At 71.4% G+C, this 18,938-nt stretch carries 8 protein-coding genes; all 8 read left to right on the plus strand.

Annotated features, from left to right (window positions below; all coding sequences use genetic code 11):
• The first annotated feature begins 1 nt into the window (after position 1).
• A complete protein-coding gene (locus AB0M65_RS13345; protein ID WP_364026140.1) occupies positions 2 to 1,168 on the plus strand; it encodes an acyl-CoA dehydrogenase in 1,167 nt (388 codons plus the stop codon).
• Positions 1,165 to 2,355, plus strand: coding sequence for a hypothetical protein (locus AB0M65_RS13350; protein ID WP_364026142.1), 1,191 nt, complete (start codon positions 1,165 to 1,167; stop codon positions 2,353 to 2,355). The genes AB0M65_RS13345 and AB0M65_RS13350 overlap by 4 nt, the downstream gene beginning before the upstream one ends.
• On the plus strand, positions 2,352 to 3,659 hold the full coding sequence (locus tag AB0M65_RS13355; RefSeq protein ID WP_364026145.1) for an acyltransferase domain-containing protein: 1,308 nt from the start codon (positions 2,352 to 2,354) through the stop codon (positions 3,657 to 3,659). The genes AB0M65_RS13350 and AB0M65_RS13355 overlap by 4 nt, the downstream gene beginning before the upstream one ends.
• A gap of 6 nt (positions 3,660 to 3,665) precedes the next feature.
• Positions 3,666 to 4,967, plus strand: coding sequence for a condensation domain-containing protein (locus AB0M65_RS13360; RefSeq protein WP_364026148.1), 1,302 nt, complete (start codon positions 3,666 to 3,668; stop codon positions 4,965 to 4,967).
• The gene (locus tag AB0M65_RS13365; protein ID WP_364026151.1) at positions 4,964 to 6,148 is read left to right on the plus strand and encodes an MFS transporter; all 1,185 of its coding nucleotides are present in this window, start codon (positions 4,964 to 4,966) and stop codon (positions 6,146 to 6,148) included. The genes AB0M65_RS13360 and AB0M65_RS13365 overlap by 4 nt, the downstream gene beginning before the upstream one ends.
• A 433-nt stretch (positions 6,149 to 6,581) precedes the next feature.
• Positions 6,582 to 9,986: a beta-ketoacyl synthase N-terminal-like domain-containing protein gene (locus AB0M65_RS13370; protein WP_364026154.1), complete on the plus strand. Its 3,405-nt coding sequence runs from the start codon at positions 6,582 to 6,584 to the stop codon at positions 9,984 to 9,986.
• Positions 9,983 to 13,441, plus strand: a complete 3,459-nt coding sequence (locus AB0M65_RS13375) for an amino acid adenylation domain-containing protein (protein ID WP_364026157.1) — start codon at positions 9,983 to 9,985, stop codon at positions 13,439 to 13,441. The genes AB0M65_RS13370 and AB0M65_RS13375 overlap by 4 nt, the downstream gene beginning before the upstream one ends.
• Positions 13,442 to 13,454: 13 nt before the next feature.
• A complete protein-coding gene (locus tag AB0M65_RS13380) occupies positions 13,455 to 18,809 on the plus strand; it encodes an SDR family NAD(P)-dependent oxidoreductase (protein WP_364026160.1) in 5,355 nt (1,784 codons plus the stop codon).
• The last annotated feature ends 129 nt before the right edge of the window (positions 18,810 to 18,938 follow it).

Here is an 18,938-nt window from a genome sequence, read left to right on the forward strand (position 1 = left end):
GATGGACTTCGAACTGTCGCCGGGCCAGCGGGAACTGCGTACCCGGATCATCGATTTCGCCAGAGCCGAGCTGGGCACGGAGCTCGCCGAGTCCGACCGCACGGGCAAAATGGCATGGCAGGACTGGAAACGGTGCGCCGAGTTCGGTGTGCTGGGCTGGCCGGTTCCCGCGGAGTACGGCGGCGGCGGCCTCGACCCGCTGAGCATGATGATCGCACTGGAAGCCCTCGGCTACGGCTGCCAGGACAACGGGCTGGTATTCGCGATCAACAACCATCTCTGGGGTTGCGTGATCTACCTGCTGGAACACGGCAGCCGTCAGCAGAAGGAGCGTTACCTGCCCCGGCTGTGCTCAGGCGGCCTTGTCGGCGCGCACGCGTTGTCCGAGCCGGAGGCCGGATCGGATGTGCTGAACATGCGGACCACCGCGGTGCGCGATGGCGAGCACTACCTCCTCAACGGCACCAAGTGGTTTGTCAGCAACGGCCCGACGGCCGGTCTGTACGTGGTGTTCGCCCGCACCGGTGGGGCGGGCCGGTTTCCGAACCGGCTGTCCGCGTTCCTGGTGCCCGCCGATCTGCCAGGGGTCCGCAAGAGAAGGCAATTCGGCAAGATGGGCTTGCGGGGCACCGAGATGGGCGAGATCGAGTTCGTCGACTGCCGGGTGCCGGTGGCCGATCTGATCGGCACGGAGGGCGCCGGTTACCCGATCTTCACCGGCACCATCGAGTGGGAACGCTCCTTCATGTTCGCCGCCCAGACCGGCGCCATGCAGCGGTTGCTGGACCGGTCGATCGAGCACGCGCGGTCCAGGGAACAGTTCGACAAGCCGATCGGCGCCTTCCAGGGGGTCTCCCACAAGATCGCCGACATGAAGATCCGGCTGGAACTGTCCAGGCTGATCCTCTACCGGGTCGGCTGGCTCAAAGCGCAGGGCCGGTTCGCGTTGCAGGACGCGACGATAGCCAAGATCTTTGTCAGCGAAAGCCTGGTACAGACGGCGATGGCGGCGATGGAGATCCACGGCGCCCGCGGCTACCTTGACGATTTCGGTATCGAACGGGAACTGCGGGACGCGCTCGGCGGGCCCATCTACGCGGGTTCCTCCTCCGTGCAGCGAGGTGTGCTGGCCGAGCTGCTCGGGGTGCGGGGAGGGCTGGCCGGATGACCCGCTCATCAGTGACCGGCACGCTGCGGGTGGAGCTGGATCCGCCGGTCCCCGCCGAACGGGCCGAATACCTGGCCACCCGGGTCTTCTTCGTGTCCGAGACGATCCTGGACTTCACCCTGGTCTGGTCCGGCGATGGGGTACACGCCGTGGACCTGGTGCTGGACGGCGACGCCGATCGCACCGGCCTCGAACTCAAGTTCGCCTGGCTGGTGCGGAGCGATGTGCTGGCCCGCAGGCAGGTCGATCAGCAGGTGCTGTGGTCGATGAGCCCGGTCACACCGCCGAGGGATGTGTTCGACGAGCTGCTGGCCAGTGGCATCGCGATCGAGGCGGGGGACGGGCAGATCGCGCTCGGGGAGCCGGTCTTGTCCCTGCTGAACACGCTCGACCGGTTGATCACCGGGATCGTGCGTGAGGAGTTCGATCCGAAGGAATACCGCTATCCCACCCTGATCCCCACCTCGGTCATGGCCCGGTCCGGGTACTTCCGGTCTTTTCCGCAGATGATGATGTTCGCCTCGCGCCTGCACGGCGACCTGGACACCTACCAGCGGTTCCGCGACCGGCTCGGCACCGGTGAGAACCTCCCGGCCGATCTCAAGGAGTACAGCGGGGATTTCGACCACTGCCTGCCGCCGACCATGTGCTTCCACACCTACCACCAGCTGACCGGGCATACGCTGACCGAGGGACCGACGGTCATCACAGCGCGCGGCAAGTCCTTCCGCTACGAGGCCCGCTACCGGCGATCACTGGAACGCTTGTGGGACTTCACCATCCGGGAGATCGTCTTCCTCGGTTCGCGGGCCGAGGTGCTCGACTGCCGGGAACGGCTGATGCTCCGGTCCCGGGAACTGGTGTCGGCGCTGGGGCTCGGCGGGCGGTGCGAGGTGGCGGGCGACCCGTTCTTCGTCGACGCCGGCCTCGTCGAACGGGTATGGGCGCAGCAGGTACTGAAGCTCAAATACGAGTTCCGATCGCCGATCGAACCGGGCCGCGATCTGGCGGTGTGCTCGTTCAACTTCCATGAGCGATTCTTCGGCGACGCCTACGAGATCACCGGCGCGGACGGCGCGGCGGCGTTCACCGCGTGTGCCGGGTTCGGGCTGGAACGCCTGGCCTACGCCGTGCTTTGCCAGCACGGCACCGATCCCCTCGGATGGCCGGAGGTACTCGCCGGATGACCGCCGTCGCGCAGGCATCGCTGCTGACCCTGTCCGCGCCGACCCGGCCGGGGCTGGAGGAGGCCACCGACCGGCTGTGTGCTCGGCTCGACCGCCTGGACCAGGCCGGATTCGCCACGCTGACCGGGGAATGGCCCGGGCCACGGGCATATCCGTGGCGCCGGGTGCTGGTCAGCTCCGGCCCGGCCGAGGCGGCGCGCCGGCTACGCGGGCGTGACGGCGCCAGGGTGCTGACCGCACTGGCCCGCCGGGACCGGCCGATGGCCTGGCTGTTCGCCGGGGTCGGGGACCAATACCCCGGACTGGCTGCCGGGCTGTACGCCGGGCTCCCCGAATTCCGGGCAAGACTGGACGAGTGCCTGTCCCTGTTGCGCGGGCACGGTCTGGATCTGCGTCCGGTGCTGTACCCGCCGGGCGCCGCGGCGGGGCGATCGCCGGATCTGGCCGCGTTGCTGGACCGGAAGGCGGACACCGCGCCGATCCACCGCACCGAGCTGGCCCAGCCGGTGCTGTTCGCCGTCCAGTACGCACTGGCCAAGACCTGGCAGGCGCTGGGCCTGACCCCGTCCGCCCTGTTCGGATACAGCGTCGGCGAGCTGGCGGCGGCCTGCGTCGCCGGGGTGTTCTCGCTGCCGGACGCGCTGGGGCTGGTGGTCACCAGGGCCCGTCTCATCGATCGGCTGCCCCGCGGTGGCATGCTCGCGGCGGCCGCGCCGGTCGAGGCGATCGCCCCGCACCTGCGGGGATGCACGGTCGCGGCGATCGACGGTCCGGAACTGACCGTGCTCGCCGGCACCGAGGAAACCCTTACGCGGACCGGTGACGCGCTGGCGGCGGCGGGGATCGCCACCCGCAGGCAGCCCGCCACACACGCCTATCACAGCCCGGCCATGGCGCCGATAGCCGAACCGCTGCGGGAGGCGTTCGCCGCGGTGCCTCGGGAGCGGCCACGGATTCCGTTGCTGTCCACCGTGACCGGTGACTGGCTGGAGGCCGACCGGGCCACCGATCCGGGCTACTGGGCGAATCAGGTCATCGCACCCCTGCGGTTCGCCGATGGCCTCACCCGGCTCTGGGCACGCGGCTCACCCGTGGTGCTGGAACTGGGGCCCGGCCGCGGGCTGTCCCGGATCCTGCTGGCGGACCCCGGCTTACCCGCCGACGCGGTACTGACGCGCACGTTGCCGGGTGCGTTCGAGCGCACGCCGGACCGGACGGTGGTGCTGGAGACGGCCGGAAGGTTGTGGGCCGCCGGTATCGATCTTGACTGTCCCCCCTTCGAGATCGGGCAGGGGGCGAGCTGAGGAGACATGGACACCGTTTCGCACGTTCCGCTCTCCGTCGGTCAGCAGGCGCTGTGGCTCTCCTGGATGCTCGAGCCCGAACAGCCCATTCACCTGATCCCCATGCAACTGCTGGTGCGTGGCGCACTGGAGATGTCTCGGCTCCACGCCGCGGTGACCGCGCTGGGAGAGGCCTATCCGCAGCTACGGGGGCGAGTCGAGAAGATTCCGGGTGGGCAGGTGCTCAGCTGGAAGGATGCCCCGGAGATCCCGGTGGTGGAGAAGGTCACGGAACTGGAGCGGGTTCAGGCCGTGCGGCAGACCTGGCAACAGCCGTTCGACCTGACCAAGGGCCCGCTGGCCAGGGTGCATGTGTTGCGAGGCCGGGACTACACGGTGTTCCTGGTGACCGTGCACCACCTCGTGGCCGATGGGGAATCGATCTTGATCCTGTTCGAGTCGCTCCGGCAGGCATACGAGGGGCAGGCTCTGACCCCTGCCGACCAGGTTGGCCCGCTCGTCGAGTTCGCCCGGCGATCCCGGGCATTGGCCGATACCTCGCTGGGAGACCCGGCCCGGGCGCATTGGCGGCGGGTACTGGGCACCGAGATGCCGCCGGTGTACCTGGCGCCGACGGGGGATGGCACCTATCTGATGCATCAGGCCGACGTGCCCGCGACGCTGGCCGAGCGGTTACGTGCGCGGGCCCCGGAGCTGGGCGTCTCGTACTTCACCGTGTTGTTCGCCGGGTACCTGGTGACTTTGCGCAGCTGTACCGGCGTGGACGACCTGCTGGTATCCCTTCCCTTCCACGGTCGTACCGAACCCGGACTGCGGGACACGATCGGCTATTTCGTCAACGCGTTGCCCTTCCGGCACCGGCTCACCGCGACCGATACCTACGCCGAACTGGTGACCCGGCTGCGGTTGGAGCTCAAGGCCTGTTACACCCACGGTGAGCTTCCGCTCCCGGCGATCATGCGGGAGGTGCGGCTCGTCGGGCCTGAAGCCGGAAAACGCACTCGGCAGACCATCTTTCAGTACTGGCACGCGGGAGCGCGTGCTGGCGTGGATCTACAGCGGCTGGTCATGGGCGATTGTGTGCTGAGCTTGCTGGAGAACGAAAGCAGCGCCGGCTTCGCGATGACGATGCATGTCCGCGAGGGCAGCTCCGGCACCCTGGTGCTCTGGAAGGACCCCGAGGGGTTGGTGGGTGCCGAGCGGGTGCGGACGCTTGCCGAGGTCTACCTGACCGTGCTCTCCGCCATCGCGGACGATCCAGGGAGCGGGATCGCTCCGGTCCGAACCGGACACGCCGGGTGGTCGTGAAGTCAGCCATAGCCGGCTATCTGCCACGGCTGCTGGTCGCCGCGCTGGTGGAGTGGATCGGCAACGGCCTGTTCTTGGCGGCCTCCGCGGTGTACTTCGTCCGCGTCGCCGGTCTGTCCGAGCAGTCCGTCGGCTTCGGTTTGATGCTCGCGGGTCTGGCGGCGCTGGGAGCGGCCGTGCCGATGGGCACGCTGGCCGACCGGATCGGAGTACGGCGCGCATTGGTCGTGCTGAATCTCTGGCGTGCGGCGACCATGTGCGGCTATCTGCTGGTAGACGGCTGGTGGGGATTTCTGCTGGTCACCGCGGCGGCGGTGACCGGCGACCAGTCGATGCAACCGCTCACCCAGGCACTGGTCGGCGAACGGGTGACGCCGGAGATGCGGAGCCGGGTGCTGGCGGTCCACCGCACCGCGCTCAACGTGGGGATGAGCATTGGCGGACTGGCCGCCGCCGTCCCGCTGGCGATCGGCACCCTTGCCGCGTATCAATGGATGTTCGGTTTCGCGGCTTGCACCTTCGTGCTGGCCGCGATCCTGATCGCCGGGCTGCCCCCTGTCGCCCGCCCGGTCCCGGTGGCACGGCCGATCAGCGGGCTTCGCATGCTGCGTGACCGGCGGCTGCTCGCGTTCGCCGGCTACGACAGCGTGCTGGCCCTGTGGCTGCCGATCATGTACATCGCGTTCCCCCTCTGGCTGACCGGCCAGACCACGGTCCCGGCCAGTGCCATCGGACCGCTCCAGGTGGTGAACACGGTGCTCTGTGTGCTGCTCCAGGTGCCGTCCAGCAGGCTGGCCACCGATCCCCGCTCGGCGATCAGGGTGTACGCCGCGGGCCCGGGCTTCCTCGCACTCGCCTGTCTCGCCCTCGTCATCACGCCACTGTTGTCGACGCCGCTGGCGATTGCCGGATTCGCGGTCGCCATCGTGCTCTTGACCTTGGGCGAACTCTGTCACGTCAACGCCTCGTGGACGCTGTCCTATGCCATCGCGCCGGAGGCACAGCGTGCCCAGTTCCTGTCGGGGTTCGGGCTCGGCCGGATCAGCAGTACCCGGGTTTACGGCCCGATCCTGATGACCGGCGTGGTGCTCGCCATGGGCACCGCGGGGTGGCTGGTGCTGATGGGCGTGTTCATCCTCGCGGTGGGCGTCCCGTCCAGACTGGCCCGGTTCATCCACTGAGGTCCGCGATCGGGCTCCGGAAAGTTTTGCGCGATCAAGAATCGTATTTCTGAATCGATTGTGGCGAGTTCATCTGCCGGTTGCTTGTAAACGTATCCTACGGTGCGGGTGTCGGTTAATATCCGACGCCATTACTAAATGTAGTCAGTCGAGTGTCGATGGTGGTCGAAAAGTCGGGCGCGAAATGCCGCCCGAGGTCGGCAAGACGTGGATAGATGCAACATATGGTCCTAGATCGTGGGCCATTCGGCCCAAAACAACGGAATTCGTATTCCTCGGGGCGGCCGGTCGTCTTAACCTTGCGTAATTCTTCACCTGAATGGTCACTGGGGAGCAAGATGAAGTCCACGCCGTTGTTGTCGTGCGCCCGAAAAGCCTCGGTGCGACTGCTCGACGCCCGATGACACCAGGCGGCTGTGTCAGCCGATTCGACGTGCACGCCCGGCAATCGCCCGACCGGATCGCGGTTTTCGAGCACGGCACCGTGCTCACTTACGCCCGGCTCGCCGGGCTCGCGGGTGGCCGAGCGCTGCGGTTGCGTGACGCCGGTGTCCGGCCGGGGGAGCGGGTCGGGCTCCTCACCGGGCACGGCAGCGCCGCGATCGCGGCGATCCTCGGCACCCTCGCCGAGGGCTGCACCTACGTCCCGCTGGACCCGACCTTCCCCCGGGAGCGTCTCGAGTACCAGCTCGCGACCGCGCGGGTGACCGCCGTGCTCGCCGATCCGGAGTACATCGATCTGGCGGAGTCCTTGTGCCGCAACGGATCCGCGCGGCTGGTGCGTTCGGGCACGGAGACCGCGCCGCTCCCGGTGCCCGAATCCGATCCGGACAGCCCCGCGTATGTGCTGTTCACGTCCGGGTCCACCGGCAGGCCGAAGGCCGTCGCGCAGACCCACCGCAACCTCCTGCACGTCGTCGACAACCAGATCGCCGCGCTCGGCATCACCGCGGCCGACCGGCTCAGCCTGCTCGCGTCGTTCGGCTTCGACGCGGCGATCCCGGACCTCTACCCGGCACTGCTCACCGGCGCCGCGCTCGTACCGGTCGACTTGCGCGCGCACGGCCTCGCCCACGCCGCGCGCGAGCTGGCCCGGCACGAGGTGACCGTCTACCACTCGACGCCCACGGTCTACCGGCATCTGCTCGACGTCCTCGGCGAGACCGGCCTCCCGTCCGTGCGGACCGTGCTGCTCGGTGGCGAGCAGGCGACCCACGCCGACGTCCGCCGCGGCCGGTTCGCGCCGGAGTGCGTGTTCGTCAACGGCTACGGCGCCACCGAGGTGACTTTCACCGCGCAGTACCGGACGACCGCTGCCGAGCTGGGTCCGGACGCCGACGGGCCGCTGCCGATCGGGCGCGCGCTACCCGGGTTCACGCTCACCGTGCTGGACAGCGGCGAACTGGAGGTGCGCGGACGGCACCTTGTCGACGGCTACCTCGGCCGGCCGAGCCCGGCGTTCGGGGTGACCACCGACGGCGGCCGTCGCTACCGGACCGGCGACCTCGCCACGCTGCTGCCTGACGGGAACCTCGTCTGCCTCGGCAGGCTCGACCGGCAGGTCAAGGTCCGCGGCTTCCGGGTGGAGCTGACCGAGATCGAGGCAAGGCTCGCCGAACAGCCCGGCGTGGCCGAAGCCCGCGCGATCGTGCGCGACGGCGACCTGCTCGCCTACGTGACCGCGGCAGGCCCGCGTCCGGACGGCCGGGTGTTGCGGGCCGCGCTGGCGGACGTCCTGCCCGGCTACTCGGTACCCGCGGCTGTCGCGGTGCTGGACGGTTTTCCGCTGACCGTCACCGGAAAACTCGACGAACGGGCGCTGCCGGACCCGCGGGCGGCCGCGACCGTCCCGGCCGAGCGGCTGACCCCGGCCGAGGAACGCGTGCACCGGATCTGGTGCGCGGTGCTGGGCCGTGACCGGGTCGGGCGCACCGAGGCGTTCTTCGACGCCGGTGGTGACTCACTGCGGCTCGGGCGGGTGCAGGCGGGGCTGGGGGACGAGTTCGGGGTGGACGTCCCGCTGCTCACCCTGTTCGAGCGCACGACGATCGCCGGGCAGGCCGCCTGGCTCACGGAGTCCACTTCGGACAGTCCGCCGCCGGTTGCCGCGGAGGAGCAGGGCGGGGATCTCATCGCCGTCGTCGGGCTGGCCTGCCGGTTCCCCGGCGCGCCGGACGCCACGTCGTTCTGGTGGAACCTCTGCGCGGGCGTCGACTCGATCCACGACTACGCCGACGACGAGCTGGCGGCACTGGGCATCGGGCCGGGCTTGCGTGCCGACCCGGCGTACGTGCGGGCGGGTGGCCGGATCGAGGATGTCGAGGAGTTCGACGCCGGGTTCTTCGGGTTCACCGCCGACGAGGCCGCGCGGACCGACCCGCAGCACCGGCTGTTCCTCGAAACGGCGTGGCGGGCACTCGAGGACGCGGGACGCGATCCCGCCGCCGAGACCGGGCCGGTCGGGGTGTTCACGGCCACCTCGGTGAACCGCTATTTCCTGTTCCACCTGTTCGGCAATCCGGCGGTGACCGGTGACGTCGACCCGGACGACTGGGAGGGGCGGCTGACCGGCCGCCAGCTCGCCGACCACCTGCCAGGCCAGGTCGCCTACCGGCTCGGGCTGACCGGACCGTCGGTGGCCGTGCAGAGTGCTTGCTCCAGTTCGCTCGCGGCGGTGGCGCTGGCCGCGCAGAGCCTCGCGGACTACCGATGTGACGTCGCGCTGGCCGGAGGGGCGAACGTGACGTGGCCGCGGTACCGCGGTGGCGGGCTCGTCTCACCGGACGGCCGGTGCCGCGCGTTCGACGTCGCCGCGGTGGGCGCCGGATTCAGCTCGGGCGCAGGGGTGGTCGTACTGCGGCGGCTGGCGGACGCACTCGCCGACCGCGACCACGTCTACGCCGTGCTGCCCGGCTGGGCGATCACGAACGACGGCCCGGACCGGGCGGGCTACGCCGTGCCGGGACCGGCGGGGCAGGCGGCCGCGGTGGCCGAGGCACTGGCCGTCGCGGAGGTCGCCCCGGACGAGGTGGCGCTGCTCGAAGCCCACGGCAGCGGCACCCCGCTTGGCGACGCGATCGAGGTGGCCGCGCTTAACCGCGTCTATCGGGACACGCCACCGGAAACGTGTGCGCTGGGCTCGGTGAAGACGAACATCGGGCACCTCGACGCGGCGGCGGGCGTCGCCGGGCTGATCAAGGCCGTGTTGTCCGTGCGGCACGGCGTCATCCCGCCGAGCCTGCACTTCACCGCCCCGCATCCGGAGGCCGACCTGGCGGGCGGCCCCTGGTACGTCCCGGCGAAGGCCGCCGACTGGCCCGCTCGCGAGCGGCGGGTGGCCGGGGTCAGTTCGTTCGGCATGGGTGGCACGAACGTGCACATGATCGTGGCGGAAGGCCCTGCCGTCCCGGCACGGCCGGCGGCACGCGGCCTGTTCGTGCTGCCGGTGTCCGCGCGTGACGCGAAGGCGTTGCGCGCGGCGGTGTCCCGGCTGCGCGAGCGGCTCGCCACGGACGCGCTGGACCTCGGGGACGTGGCGTACACGCTTTCGGTCCGGCGGGCGTTCGCTTGCCGCGCCGCAGTGGTGGCCGACTCGGTCGCGTCGGCGGTCGCCGCGCTCGATGCGTTGCTGGCGAACGAAACCGACGTCGAGGGCCCGGCCGGGGCGGAGCGGGACCTGGCTGCCGACTGGGCCGGGGGCGGCGACCTCGACTGGGCCGCGCGGTTCGACGGCGGTGAGCCGAGGCGTGTCCCGTTGCCGGGCTATCCGTTCCAGCGGGAGCGGCACTGGATCGACCCACCGCCTCACCACACATCCGACCAGGAGAACACTCGGTGACCGACACCTTGCCCATCGCGGGCGGCCATGGCCCGCCACTGTCCTATCCGGACACCACGCTCACCGGGCTGATCCTCGCCCAGGCCGCGCGTACCCCGGACGCCGTCGCCGTCCGGCAGGGGGACGCCCGGCTCACCTACCGCGAACTGGTCGCGTCGGCGACCGGCGTCGCCCGGTTGCTGCGGGCCAGGGGTGCCGGGCCAGGCACCCGCGTCGGCGTCTGCTCCGACCGGCGGCCGGAGCTGATCTCGACCGTCGTGGGCGTACTGCTGTCCGGGGCCGTCTACGTGCCGCTCGAACCCGGCGGCCCGAAGACGCGACTGGCCGAAATCGTCGCGGACGCCGGAATCACCCTCGTCGTCGGCGACTGGGCGAAGGCCGAATTCGGTGCTGTGGAAGGCATCGAGGCTCTCGACGTGCCCCCGCCCGCGGAGGGGCCCATCGAGTGCCCCGCCGGACCGGACGACCTCGTCCACCTTCTCTACACGTCCGGCTCCACCGGCCGGCCCAAGGGTGTGCTGACCAGTCACCGCAACGTGGTCGCGTTCGTCACCGGGTTCGCCGCCGCCCTCGAGATCCGGCCCGGCATCCGGACGCTCGGCATCTCCTCGCTCGCCTTCGACGCCTTCACCATTGACGTGTTCGTCCCGCTGGCGCACGGCGGATCGGTCCAGCTCGCCGGCGCCGCCGACCGGGCCGACCCCGAACGGCTGCGGCGGTTCCTCGTCGAGCACGACGTCGAGTGGGGCTTCGTCACGCCGACGCTGCTGTCCATGATGGACCCCGCGGCCGTTCCCGGCTGGCGCGTCATCGCCTGCGGTGGCGAGCCGGTGCCCGCGGACCTCGCCGCGCGCTGGCTGCCGGGACGGCGGTTCTTCAACGCCTACGGCCCGACCGAGACCACCGTGGCGGTCGTCATCGACGAGGTCACCGGCATCCCTGCCGACCCGCTGCCACTCGGCCGCCCGACGCCGAACCACCGGGCGTACGTCGTGGACGCCGAGCTGCGGCCGGTCGCGCCCGGCGAGCTCGGCGAGCTGCTCATCGGCGGTCCTGGCCTCGCGCGTGGCTACCTCGGCAGCCCGGAGCTGACCGCCGCGAAGTTCATCGATGACCCGAACACGCCGGGGGAACGGCTCTACCGCACCGGCGATCTGGCTCGCGAGCTGCCCGACGGCCGTCTCGAGTTCGCCGGCCGCGCCGACCGGCAGGTGAAGGTCCGCGGCCAGCGGATCGAGCTGGGTGAGGTGGAGGCCGCGCTCACGACCCACCCGGACGTCGATGCCGCCGCCGTGACGGCCGTCCCCGGGCCGACGGGCATCCGGCTGGTGGCCTTCCTGGCACCGGCGTCCGCACCGTCCGATGTGGACACACTCGGCCGGGACCGGCTCACCGCGGCGATGCGCCCGGCCGCGGTCCGGGTGCTCGACCGCCTGCCGGTCAACCCGGTCACCGGCAAGATCGATCGGCCCGCGCTGCGCGACCTCGCCGAAGCGGCGCTGGCGGGACAACGAGGGGAGGATCTCGGCCCGCTCGGCACCCCGGCGGAACGCGCGGTCGCGGCCATCTGGCGGCGTGTGCTCGGCGACGGCGCGGGCACGGATTTCCTCGCCTCTGGCGGGAACTCGATCGCCGCGATGCGCCTGGTCGCGGCGCTGCGGGCGGAGCTGGCCGCGGACGTCGCCACGGAGGACGTCTTGGCGGGCGGCACTCTCGACGGGCTCATCCAGCGGGTCGCGGCCGCGCCGCCGCTGACCGGGCCGGGGCTGAGGACCGGGCACGCGCCCGCGCTGTCCCCGCCGCAGCGGCGGCTGTGGTTCCTCGACCAGCTCGCCCCGGACGCCGCGCCGTACAACATCGCGATGGCGTTCCGGCTGACCGGCGCACTGGACGTCGACGCGCTGCGCCACGCCTTGCGCGCGGTCGCCGAGCGGCACGACGTGCTTCGCTGGCGGATCCGGGCCGTCGACGGCGCACCGCTGGCGGATCGCCTGCCACCGGCGGACGTTCCGCTGCCGGTGGCACCGGTCACCGAGGACGGTCTGCGTGCCCGGCTGGCCGCGGACGCCGCGACGCCGGTGCGGCTCGACCGCGAGGCTCCCTGGCGCGTGCGGCTCTACCGGCTCGGCGAGACGGAGCACGTGCTCGGCTTCACGGTGCATCACGCGGTGTTCGACGGCTGGTCGCAGGACCTGTTGTGCGCGGACCTGTCGACGGCCTACCGGGTTGAGCCGCTCCCGCCGCCGGTGGCGTCCTATGCGGACTACGCGGTGTGGCGGGCCGGACGCGACGAACGCCGGGAGGCGGTGGACGTCGACTGGTGGACCGGACATCTCGCCGGTGCACCGGCCACAGTGGACCTTCCGCGGGACCGGCCGCGCCCCGCCGTGCAGACTTACCGGGGCGCGAGCCTGCGTCAGTCCTTTTCGGACAGCGTCGCCGAGTCGGTACGGGCACTGGCCGCCCGCACCGGCACGACCCGTGCCGGGGTGCTGCTCGCCGCGTTCGGCCAGCTGCTGCGGCGGCTCACCGGCGCGACCGACCACCTGGTCGCCACGGTCGTCGCGGACCGGCAGCTCGCCGAGTGGCAGGAGGTCGCGGGGTTCTTCGTGGACATCGTGCCGGTGCGGCTGCGGGCCGACGACGCCGCGGACTTCGCGACGCACGTCCGCGGCGGCGGCGCGGAACTCCTCGCCGCGACCGCGCATCCGGCCGCGCCGGTCGAGCGGCTCGTCGAGGCGCTCGGCGTGCCCCGTGATCCCGCGCACGCCCCGCTCGTGCAGGTGATGTTCAACGTCCTGAACTTCACCGAGCCGCGGCTGGACCTGCCCGGCGTGGCCTCGGCGTGGCTGCCGGTCGACAAGCCGGGGTCACCGTTCGACCTCACGGTGTACGTCCACGACGACGGCGTCGAACTGCTGTACAACCCGGACCTGTTCGACCACACCCGGATGACCGGGCTCGCCGAGGACTACGTCGCGCTGCTCGGCGCGCTGGCCGCGGCGCCGGACGCGCCGGTCGGGACAACCGAGCCGGAGCTGCCGCGGGCGGGTGTCCGCACCGCCGCGCCGGACGCGGCGACCCGCGCCAGGGCACGGCCTCCGGCGGTGGTCGCGGACCCGGCGGCGGCCGCCGCGACCGAGGCCGTGATCGCCCGTGCCTGGTGCGACATCCTTGGCGTCGCCGAAGTCGGGCATACCGACAACTTCTTCGACGTGGGCGGGCATTCACTCGCGCTGGCCCGCGTGCACGCCCAGATCACCGCCCGGCTCGGCCGCCGGATCCCGATGGTCGACCTGCTCAGCCATCCCACCGTCCGCGCCCTCGCCGCGCATTTGCACTCCGGCGGCGACGCCGGCCCGGAGCTGGCCCGCGCCGCCGAGCGCGTCGCGGCCCGCCGCGGCCGCACCCAGACCAGAAGACCCCGTCGCACCGCCGGCCCGGCCGGCACCTGATAGGAGCACCACCGTGACCCACCTCCCCGAAACCGGCACCGGCGATCCCGGAGCCGAACCGATCGCGATCATCGGACTGGACGTGCGCGTGCCCGGCGCGCGTGACGCCCGGCAGTTCTGGCGCAACCTCGTCGACGGCGTCGAGTCGATCGTGCCGGCCACCCGTGAGGAGATGATCGCCCGCGGCGCCGAACAGGCCACTGTGGACGATCCGAGCTGGGTGAACGCCACCACCGTGGTCGACGGCTTCGACGAGTTCGACGCCGAACTGTTCGGCATGACCAGCCGCGAAGCCGAGATCACCGACCCGCAGCATCGGCTGTTCCTCCAGTCGTGCCACGCCGCGCTGACCGACGCCGGTTACGACCCGGCCCGCTTCAGCGGCGCGATCGGCGTCTACGGCGGGTCCGGGGGCACCGGTTATCTGAAGGAGAACCTGCTTCGCAACGAGCGGATCCTCGCCTCGCAACACGGCGGTATCGGCATCTCGACCGGCAACCAGCCGAGCTACCTGACGACCTCGGTGTCGTACAAGCTCGACCTGCGCGGCCCGAGCCTCGCGGTGTTCACCGCCTGCTCGACGTCCCTGGTCGCGGTGCATCTGGCCTGCGAGGCGTTGCGCAACGGCGAGTGCGACATGGCGCTGGCAGGCGGGGTCAACCTGGAGATGCCGCACGGCATCGGCTACCTGGGTGTCGACGGTTTCACGTCGCCGGACGGCCACGTGCGTGCGTTCGACGCCGACGCCAACGGCACGGTCTGGAGCAGCGGCGCCGGGGTCGTGCTGGTGAAGCGGCTGTCGCAGGCGATCGAGGACGGTGACCACATCCGGGGTGTCGTACTGGGCAACGCGATCAACAACGACGGCGCCACCAAGGTCGGCTTCTCCGCGCCCAGCGTGTCCGGGCAGACCGAGGCGGTCGCGCAGGCCGTCGGCATGGCGGGGGTCGACCCGCGCACCGTCGGCTACGTCGAGGCGCACGGCACCGGCACCGCGCTGGGTGACCCGATGGAGATCACCGCACTGTCCACTGTGTACGGGAACGGGGTCGCGGACACCGGCTGGTGCGCGATCGGCTCGGTGAAGTCCAACATCGGCCACCTTTCGCAGGCGGCGGGTGTCGTCTCCTTGATCAAGGCCGTGCTCGTCATGGAGCACGGGCTGATCCCGCCGACCATCAACTACCACGAACCCAACCCGGATATCGACTTCCCGGCGAGCCCGTTCTACCCGGCGCGCGGATTGACGAAGTGGGAGGCGGACCGGGCGCCGCGGCGGGCGGGCGTCAGCTCGTTCGGCGTCGGCGGCACCAACGCGCACGTCGTGCTTGAGGAGGCACCGGTCCTCGAGCGTTCCCGGACACCGCATCCAGCGCATCTGCTGCGGGTGTCGGCCAACACCGCGGAAGCACTTTCGGCCGCGGTCGATGGGCTGGCCGAGCGGCTCGCCGGGGATGTCGACCTCGACCTCGCCGACGTGGCCCACACCCTGGCCACCGGGCGCACCGAGTACTCGCACCGCGCGGCCGTCGTCGCCCGTGACCCCGAGGACGCGGTCGAGGGGCTGCGGGACTCGCGGCGCCTCGTGTCCGCACAGGCCGCGGAGACGAACGTGGCGTTCCTCTTTCCCGGGCAGGGTTCGCAGTACGCCGGGATGGGTGCCGAGCTGTACCAGGCCGAGCCGGTGTTCGCCGCGGCCGTCGACGAATGCCTGCGGCTGCTCGAGCCCGGGCTACCGGAGTTGCGCGACCTGATCTTCTTGCCCGGTGGCGAGCAGGCGCTGCGGGAAACCCGCGTGACCCAGCCCGCGTTGTTCGTCGTCGAGTACGCGTTGGCGATGCTGTGGCAAAGCTGGGGCGTGCGGCCCGCGGCGATGATCGGTCACTCGGTCGGCGAGTACGTCGCCGCCACCGTCGCCGGGGTCTTCACCATGGCGGACGCACTGAACCTGGTCACCACGCGCGGCCGCCTGATGCAGTCGATGCCTGCCGGGGCGATGCTGGCCGTCCAGCTCGACGAGGAAAGCGTTGCCACGCGGCTGCCGGACACGCTCGCGATCGCCGGGGTGAACGGGCCCGGCACCTGCGTCGTCGCCGGGCCGTCGGACGCGATCGAGGACTTCGCGGCGACGCTCAAGGCCAGCGGCGTGCAATGCCGTGAGCTGGTGACCTCGCACGCGTTCCACTCGCCGATGATGGATCCGGTCCTCGCCGAGTTCACCGCGGCCGTCGCCGCCGTCACTCGCACCGCGCCCGAGCTGCCGTTCCTGTCGAACGTCACCGGCGACTGGATCACCGACGCCCAGGCCACCGACCCCGCCTACTGGGCCTCCCACCTGCGTCAGGCCGTCCGGTTCGGTGACTGTGTCAAGAACCTGTTCGCCCGCGGCGGCCGCTGGGTGCTCGTCGAATGCGGCCCCGGTCATCAGCTGTCCGGGCTGGCCCGCGGCCAGGTCCCGAAGGGCATGCCCGCGCCGCAGCCGAGCCTGCCGGGCCGGGCCGAGCGCATCGGCGACGTCGAAACCCTGTATGGCGCGGCCGGTCTCTTGTGGACGAACGGGGTTTCCCTCCAAGCGCGGACGTTCGGCGCACCCGGCCACCGGGTACCGCTGCCCGGCTACCCGTACGCGCGCAAGCGGTACTGGGTCGATCCGGACCCGGTCACCGCCACCCAGCCCGCGCGGCGAAGTGGTCCGCTGCCCCTTTCCCAGTGGTTCGCGGTCCCGGCGTGGCGGCAGGCGGAACCTGAGCTGAGACGCGAGCCCTTCGCGAACGCGCTCGTCTTCGCCGCCGACGACGTCCTGCCCGGCCTGCTGCGCGAAGCGGGTGTGACGGTCACCGAGGTGCGGCCCGGCGACGGGTTCGCCGCGACGGAGACCGGATTCACCGTCCGGCCCGGGGTGCGCGAGGACTACGACGCGCTCGTGGCCGCGCTGCCCGCCCGGCCGGAGCGGATCGTGCACGCCTGGGCGCTGGCCGGGAACGAGCGCGGCATGGCCGCCCAGGACCACGGGTTCTTCAGCCTGCTCAACCTCGTCCAGGCGTGGGGTGAGCCGGTGCGGATCGACGTGGTGAGCACCGGCACCGCCGACGTCACCGGCACCGACCTGACCCGCCCCGAGCACGCGACCCTCGCGGGCATCGCCAGGGTGGTGCCGCTGGAGGTGCCGGGCACGGTGGTGCGCCGGATTGACGTTATCGACGTACTCGACACCGTCGCCGAGCTGTTCCGCCCGGCCGACGCGGCGGCCGAAGTCGCGCTGCGGGCCGGCCGTCGCTGGGTGCTGGGCTACACCCAGCTCGAACTGCCCGCGGCTACCGAGCCGGTGTTGCGGGACGGCGGCCGGTACCTGATCACGGGCGGGACCGGCGGTATCGGCATCACCATCGCCGAGGACCTCGCCCGCCGAGTGCGGGCGAAGCTCGTGTTGCTTGCCCGCGCCGGGCTGCCGCCGCGAGCGGGGTGGGACGCGCACCTCGCCGCGCACCGTGGCACCGACCGCGCCGGGCGCACGATGCTCGCCGTACGGCGGATGGAGGCCGCGGGCGCGGTGGTGCACGTCGTCGCCGCCGACGTCACCGACACGGCGCGCCTGCGCGAAGTGCGTGAGCTGGCCGAGCGCGAGTTCGGCGGCCTCGACGGGATCGTGCACGCCGCCGGGTTGCCCGGCGGCGGCGTCGCCGAGGTGAAGGAGCGGGCCGCGGCCGAGGCCGTGCTGGCCCCGAAGATCGCCGGGACGCTGGCTCTGGCCGAGGCGTTCGCCGATCTGCCGATGGACTTCGTCGCGCTGTGCTCGTCGATCACCGCGGTGGTCGGCGGAATCGGGCAGGTCGACTACTGTGCCGCCAACAACTTCCTCGACGCTTACGCGCGGGGCGGTCACGGCTGGCTGGCGCGGCTCGTCTCGCATGCCTGGGGTGGCTGGGACGAGGTCGGCATGGCCGCGGAGGTGGCCGCGCCGACCGCGATCCGCACCACCCGGTCGCGGGCACTCGGCCCGGTCGAGCACCCCGTGCTCACCACACGCACCGAGGACGGCGCGCACGGGCTCATCTCGGCGGCCACGCACTGGCTGCTTGACGAGCACCGGATCGCCGGGGTGCCGGTGGTGCCGGGCACGGGACATCTGGAGACCGTCCGCGCGGCGGTGGCCGCGGCGCTGCCGAAGCCCGGTGACGGACACGTCGTCGAACTGCGGGACGTCGTGTTCCTGGAGCCGTTCGGCGTCCCGGACGGCGCCACCGCGGAGTATCGCGTGGAGTTCGACGGCGAGGAGTTCACCGTGACCAGCCACGTCGCCGGCGCGAGCCGGACCCACGTGCGTGGATCCGCCGGGTGGATCGCGGCCGGGTCGGCGTCCACTGTGGATATCGAGACTGTGGACATCGAGGCGGTGACCGGGCGGACCGCGCCGATCGACGACGGGAACGGCTTCGGCACCGCCCGAACCAGCATGGTCACCTTCGGTCCGCGCTGGGCGGCGCTGCGCGAACACCGCATCGGCGTACAGGAGGAGCTGGCCACGATCACGGCCCCCGATGCGGCGACGGGTGACCTCGGCGCGTGGGGGCTGCACCCGGCGCTGCTGGACGTCGCGACCGCGTTCGGCCGCGGCCGGGGGAGCGGTACTTATCTGCCGATGGGCTACGGCCGAATCGTCGTGCACGACGCGCTCCCGGCGAGTTTCCGCAGCCACCTGCGCTACCGCGAGTCCGGCGGCGACCAGGTGGTGGCGGCCGACCTCTCGCTGTGCGACGAGACCGGGCGCGTGCTCGTCACGATCGAGGATTTCGTGCTGCGCCAGGTCGATCAGGACGCCGTCGGCGGCGGCCTGACTTCGGCGTCCACAGTGTCCGCGGCGTCCACTGTGGGCACTGTGGGCACTGTGCCGACGTCGACCGGGATCCGTCCGGTGGACGGTGCCGAGGCGTTCGTCCGGGCGCTGGCCCCCGGCCTCGGCGGGCAGGTGGTGATCACCACCCTTCCGGTGCGGGAGCTGATCGAGCGCCAAGTGAGCGTCGAGGAGCTGGACGAGCTCGGTGAGGCGCCGGTGAACATGTCGGAGGATGACTATGTCGCCCCGCGCACCGACCTGGAGGCCGAGATCGCCCGCCAGTGGACCGAGCTGCTCGGCGTGGAGAAGATCGGTGTGCACGACGACTTCTTCACCCTCGGCGGCAACTCGCTGGTCGCCATCCAGCTCATCGCCCAGGTGCGTAAGGCCACCGGCACGCGGCTGGCGATGAAAACGCTGTTCGAAGCGTCCACAGTGGCCACTCTGGCCGAGCGGATCGAGGAATTGCGCGCCGGCAAGGCCGATGCGCCCGCCGAACCCGCCCGGACCACCATCCCGAAGCTCGAACGCTGAGTCGTGACTGCCCTTGAGGATGCAGCGGTGACGTGCCACAGGTGCGCCCAATGTGGCATTGGGGACGCTCAACGGCTCCAATGCCACATTGGGGGCGCCGAGCCAGCCACCGGCACGCCACCGGCACGC

The organism is Amycolatopsis sp. NPDC051071, assembly GCF_040682875.1.
Taxonomy (GTDB): domain Bacteria; phylum Actinomycetota; class Actinomycetes; order Mycobacteriales; family Pseudonocardiaceae; genus Amycolatopsis.

Coding starts and splice junctions, on each gene's coding strand:
- AB0M65_RS13345 (WP_364026140.1), top strand. CDS start 2: ATGGACTTCGAACTGTCGCCGGGCCAGCGGGAACTGCGTACCCGGATC.
- AB0M65_RS13350 (WP_364026142.1), top strand. CDS start 1,165: ATGACCCGCTCATCAGTGACCGGCACGCTGCGGGTGGAGCTGGATCCG.
- AB0M65_RS13355 (WP_364026145.1), top strand. CDS start 2,352: ATGACCGCCGTCGCGCAGGCATCGCTGCTGACCCTGTCCGCGCCGACC.
- AB0M65_RS13360 (WP_364026148.1), top strand. CDS start 3,666: ATGGACACCGTTTCGCACGTTCCGCTCTCCGTCGGTCAGCAGGCGCTG.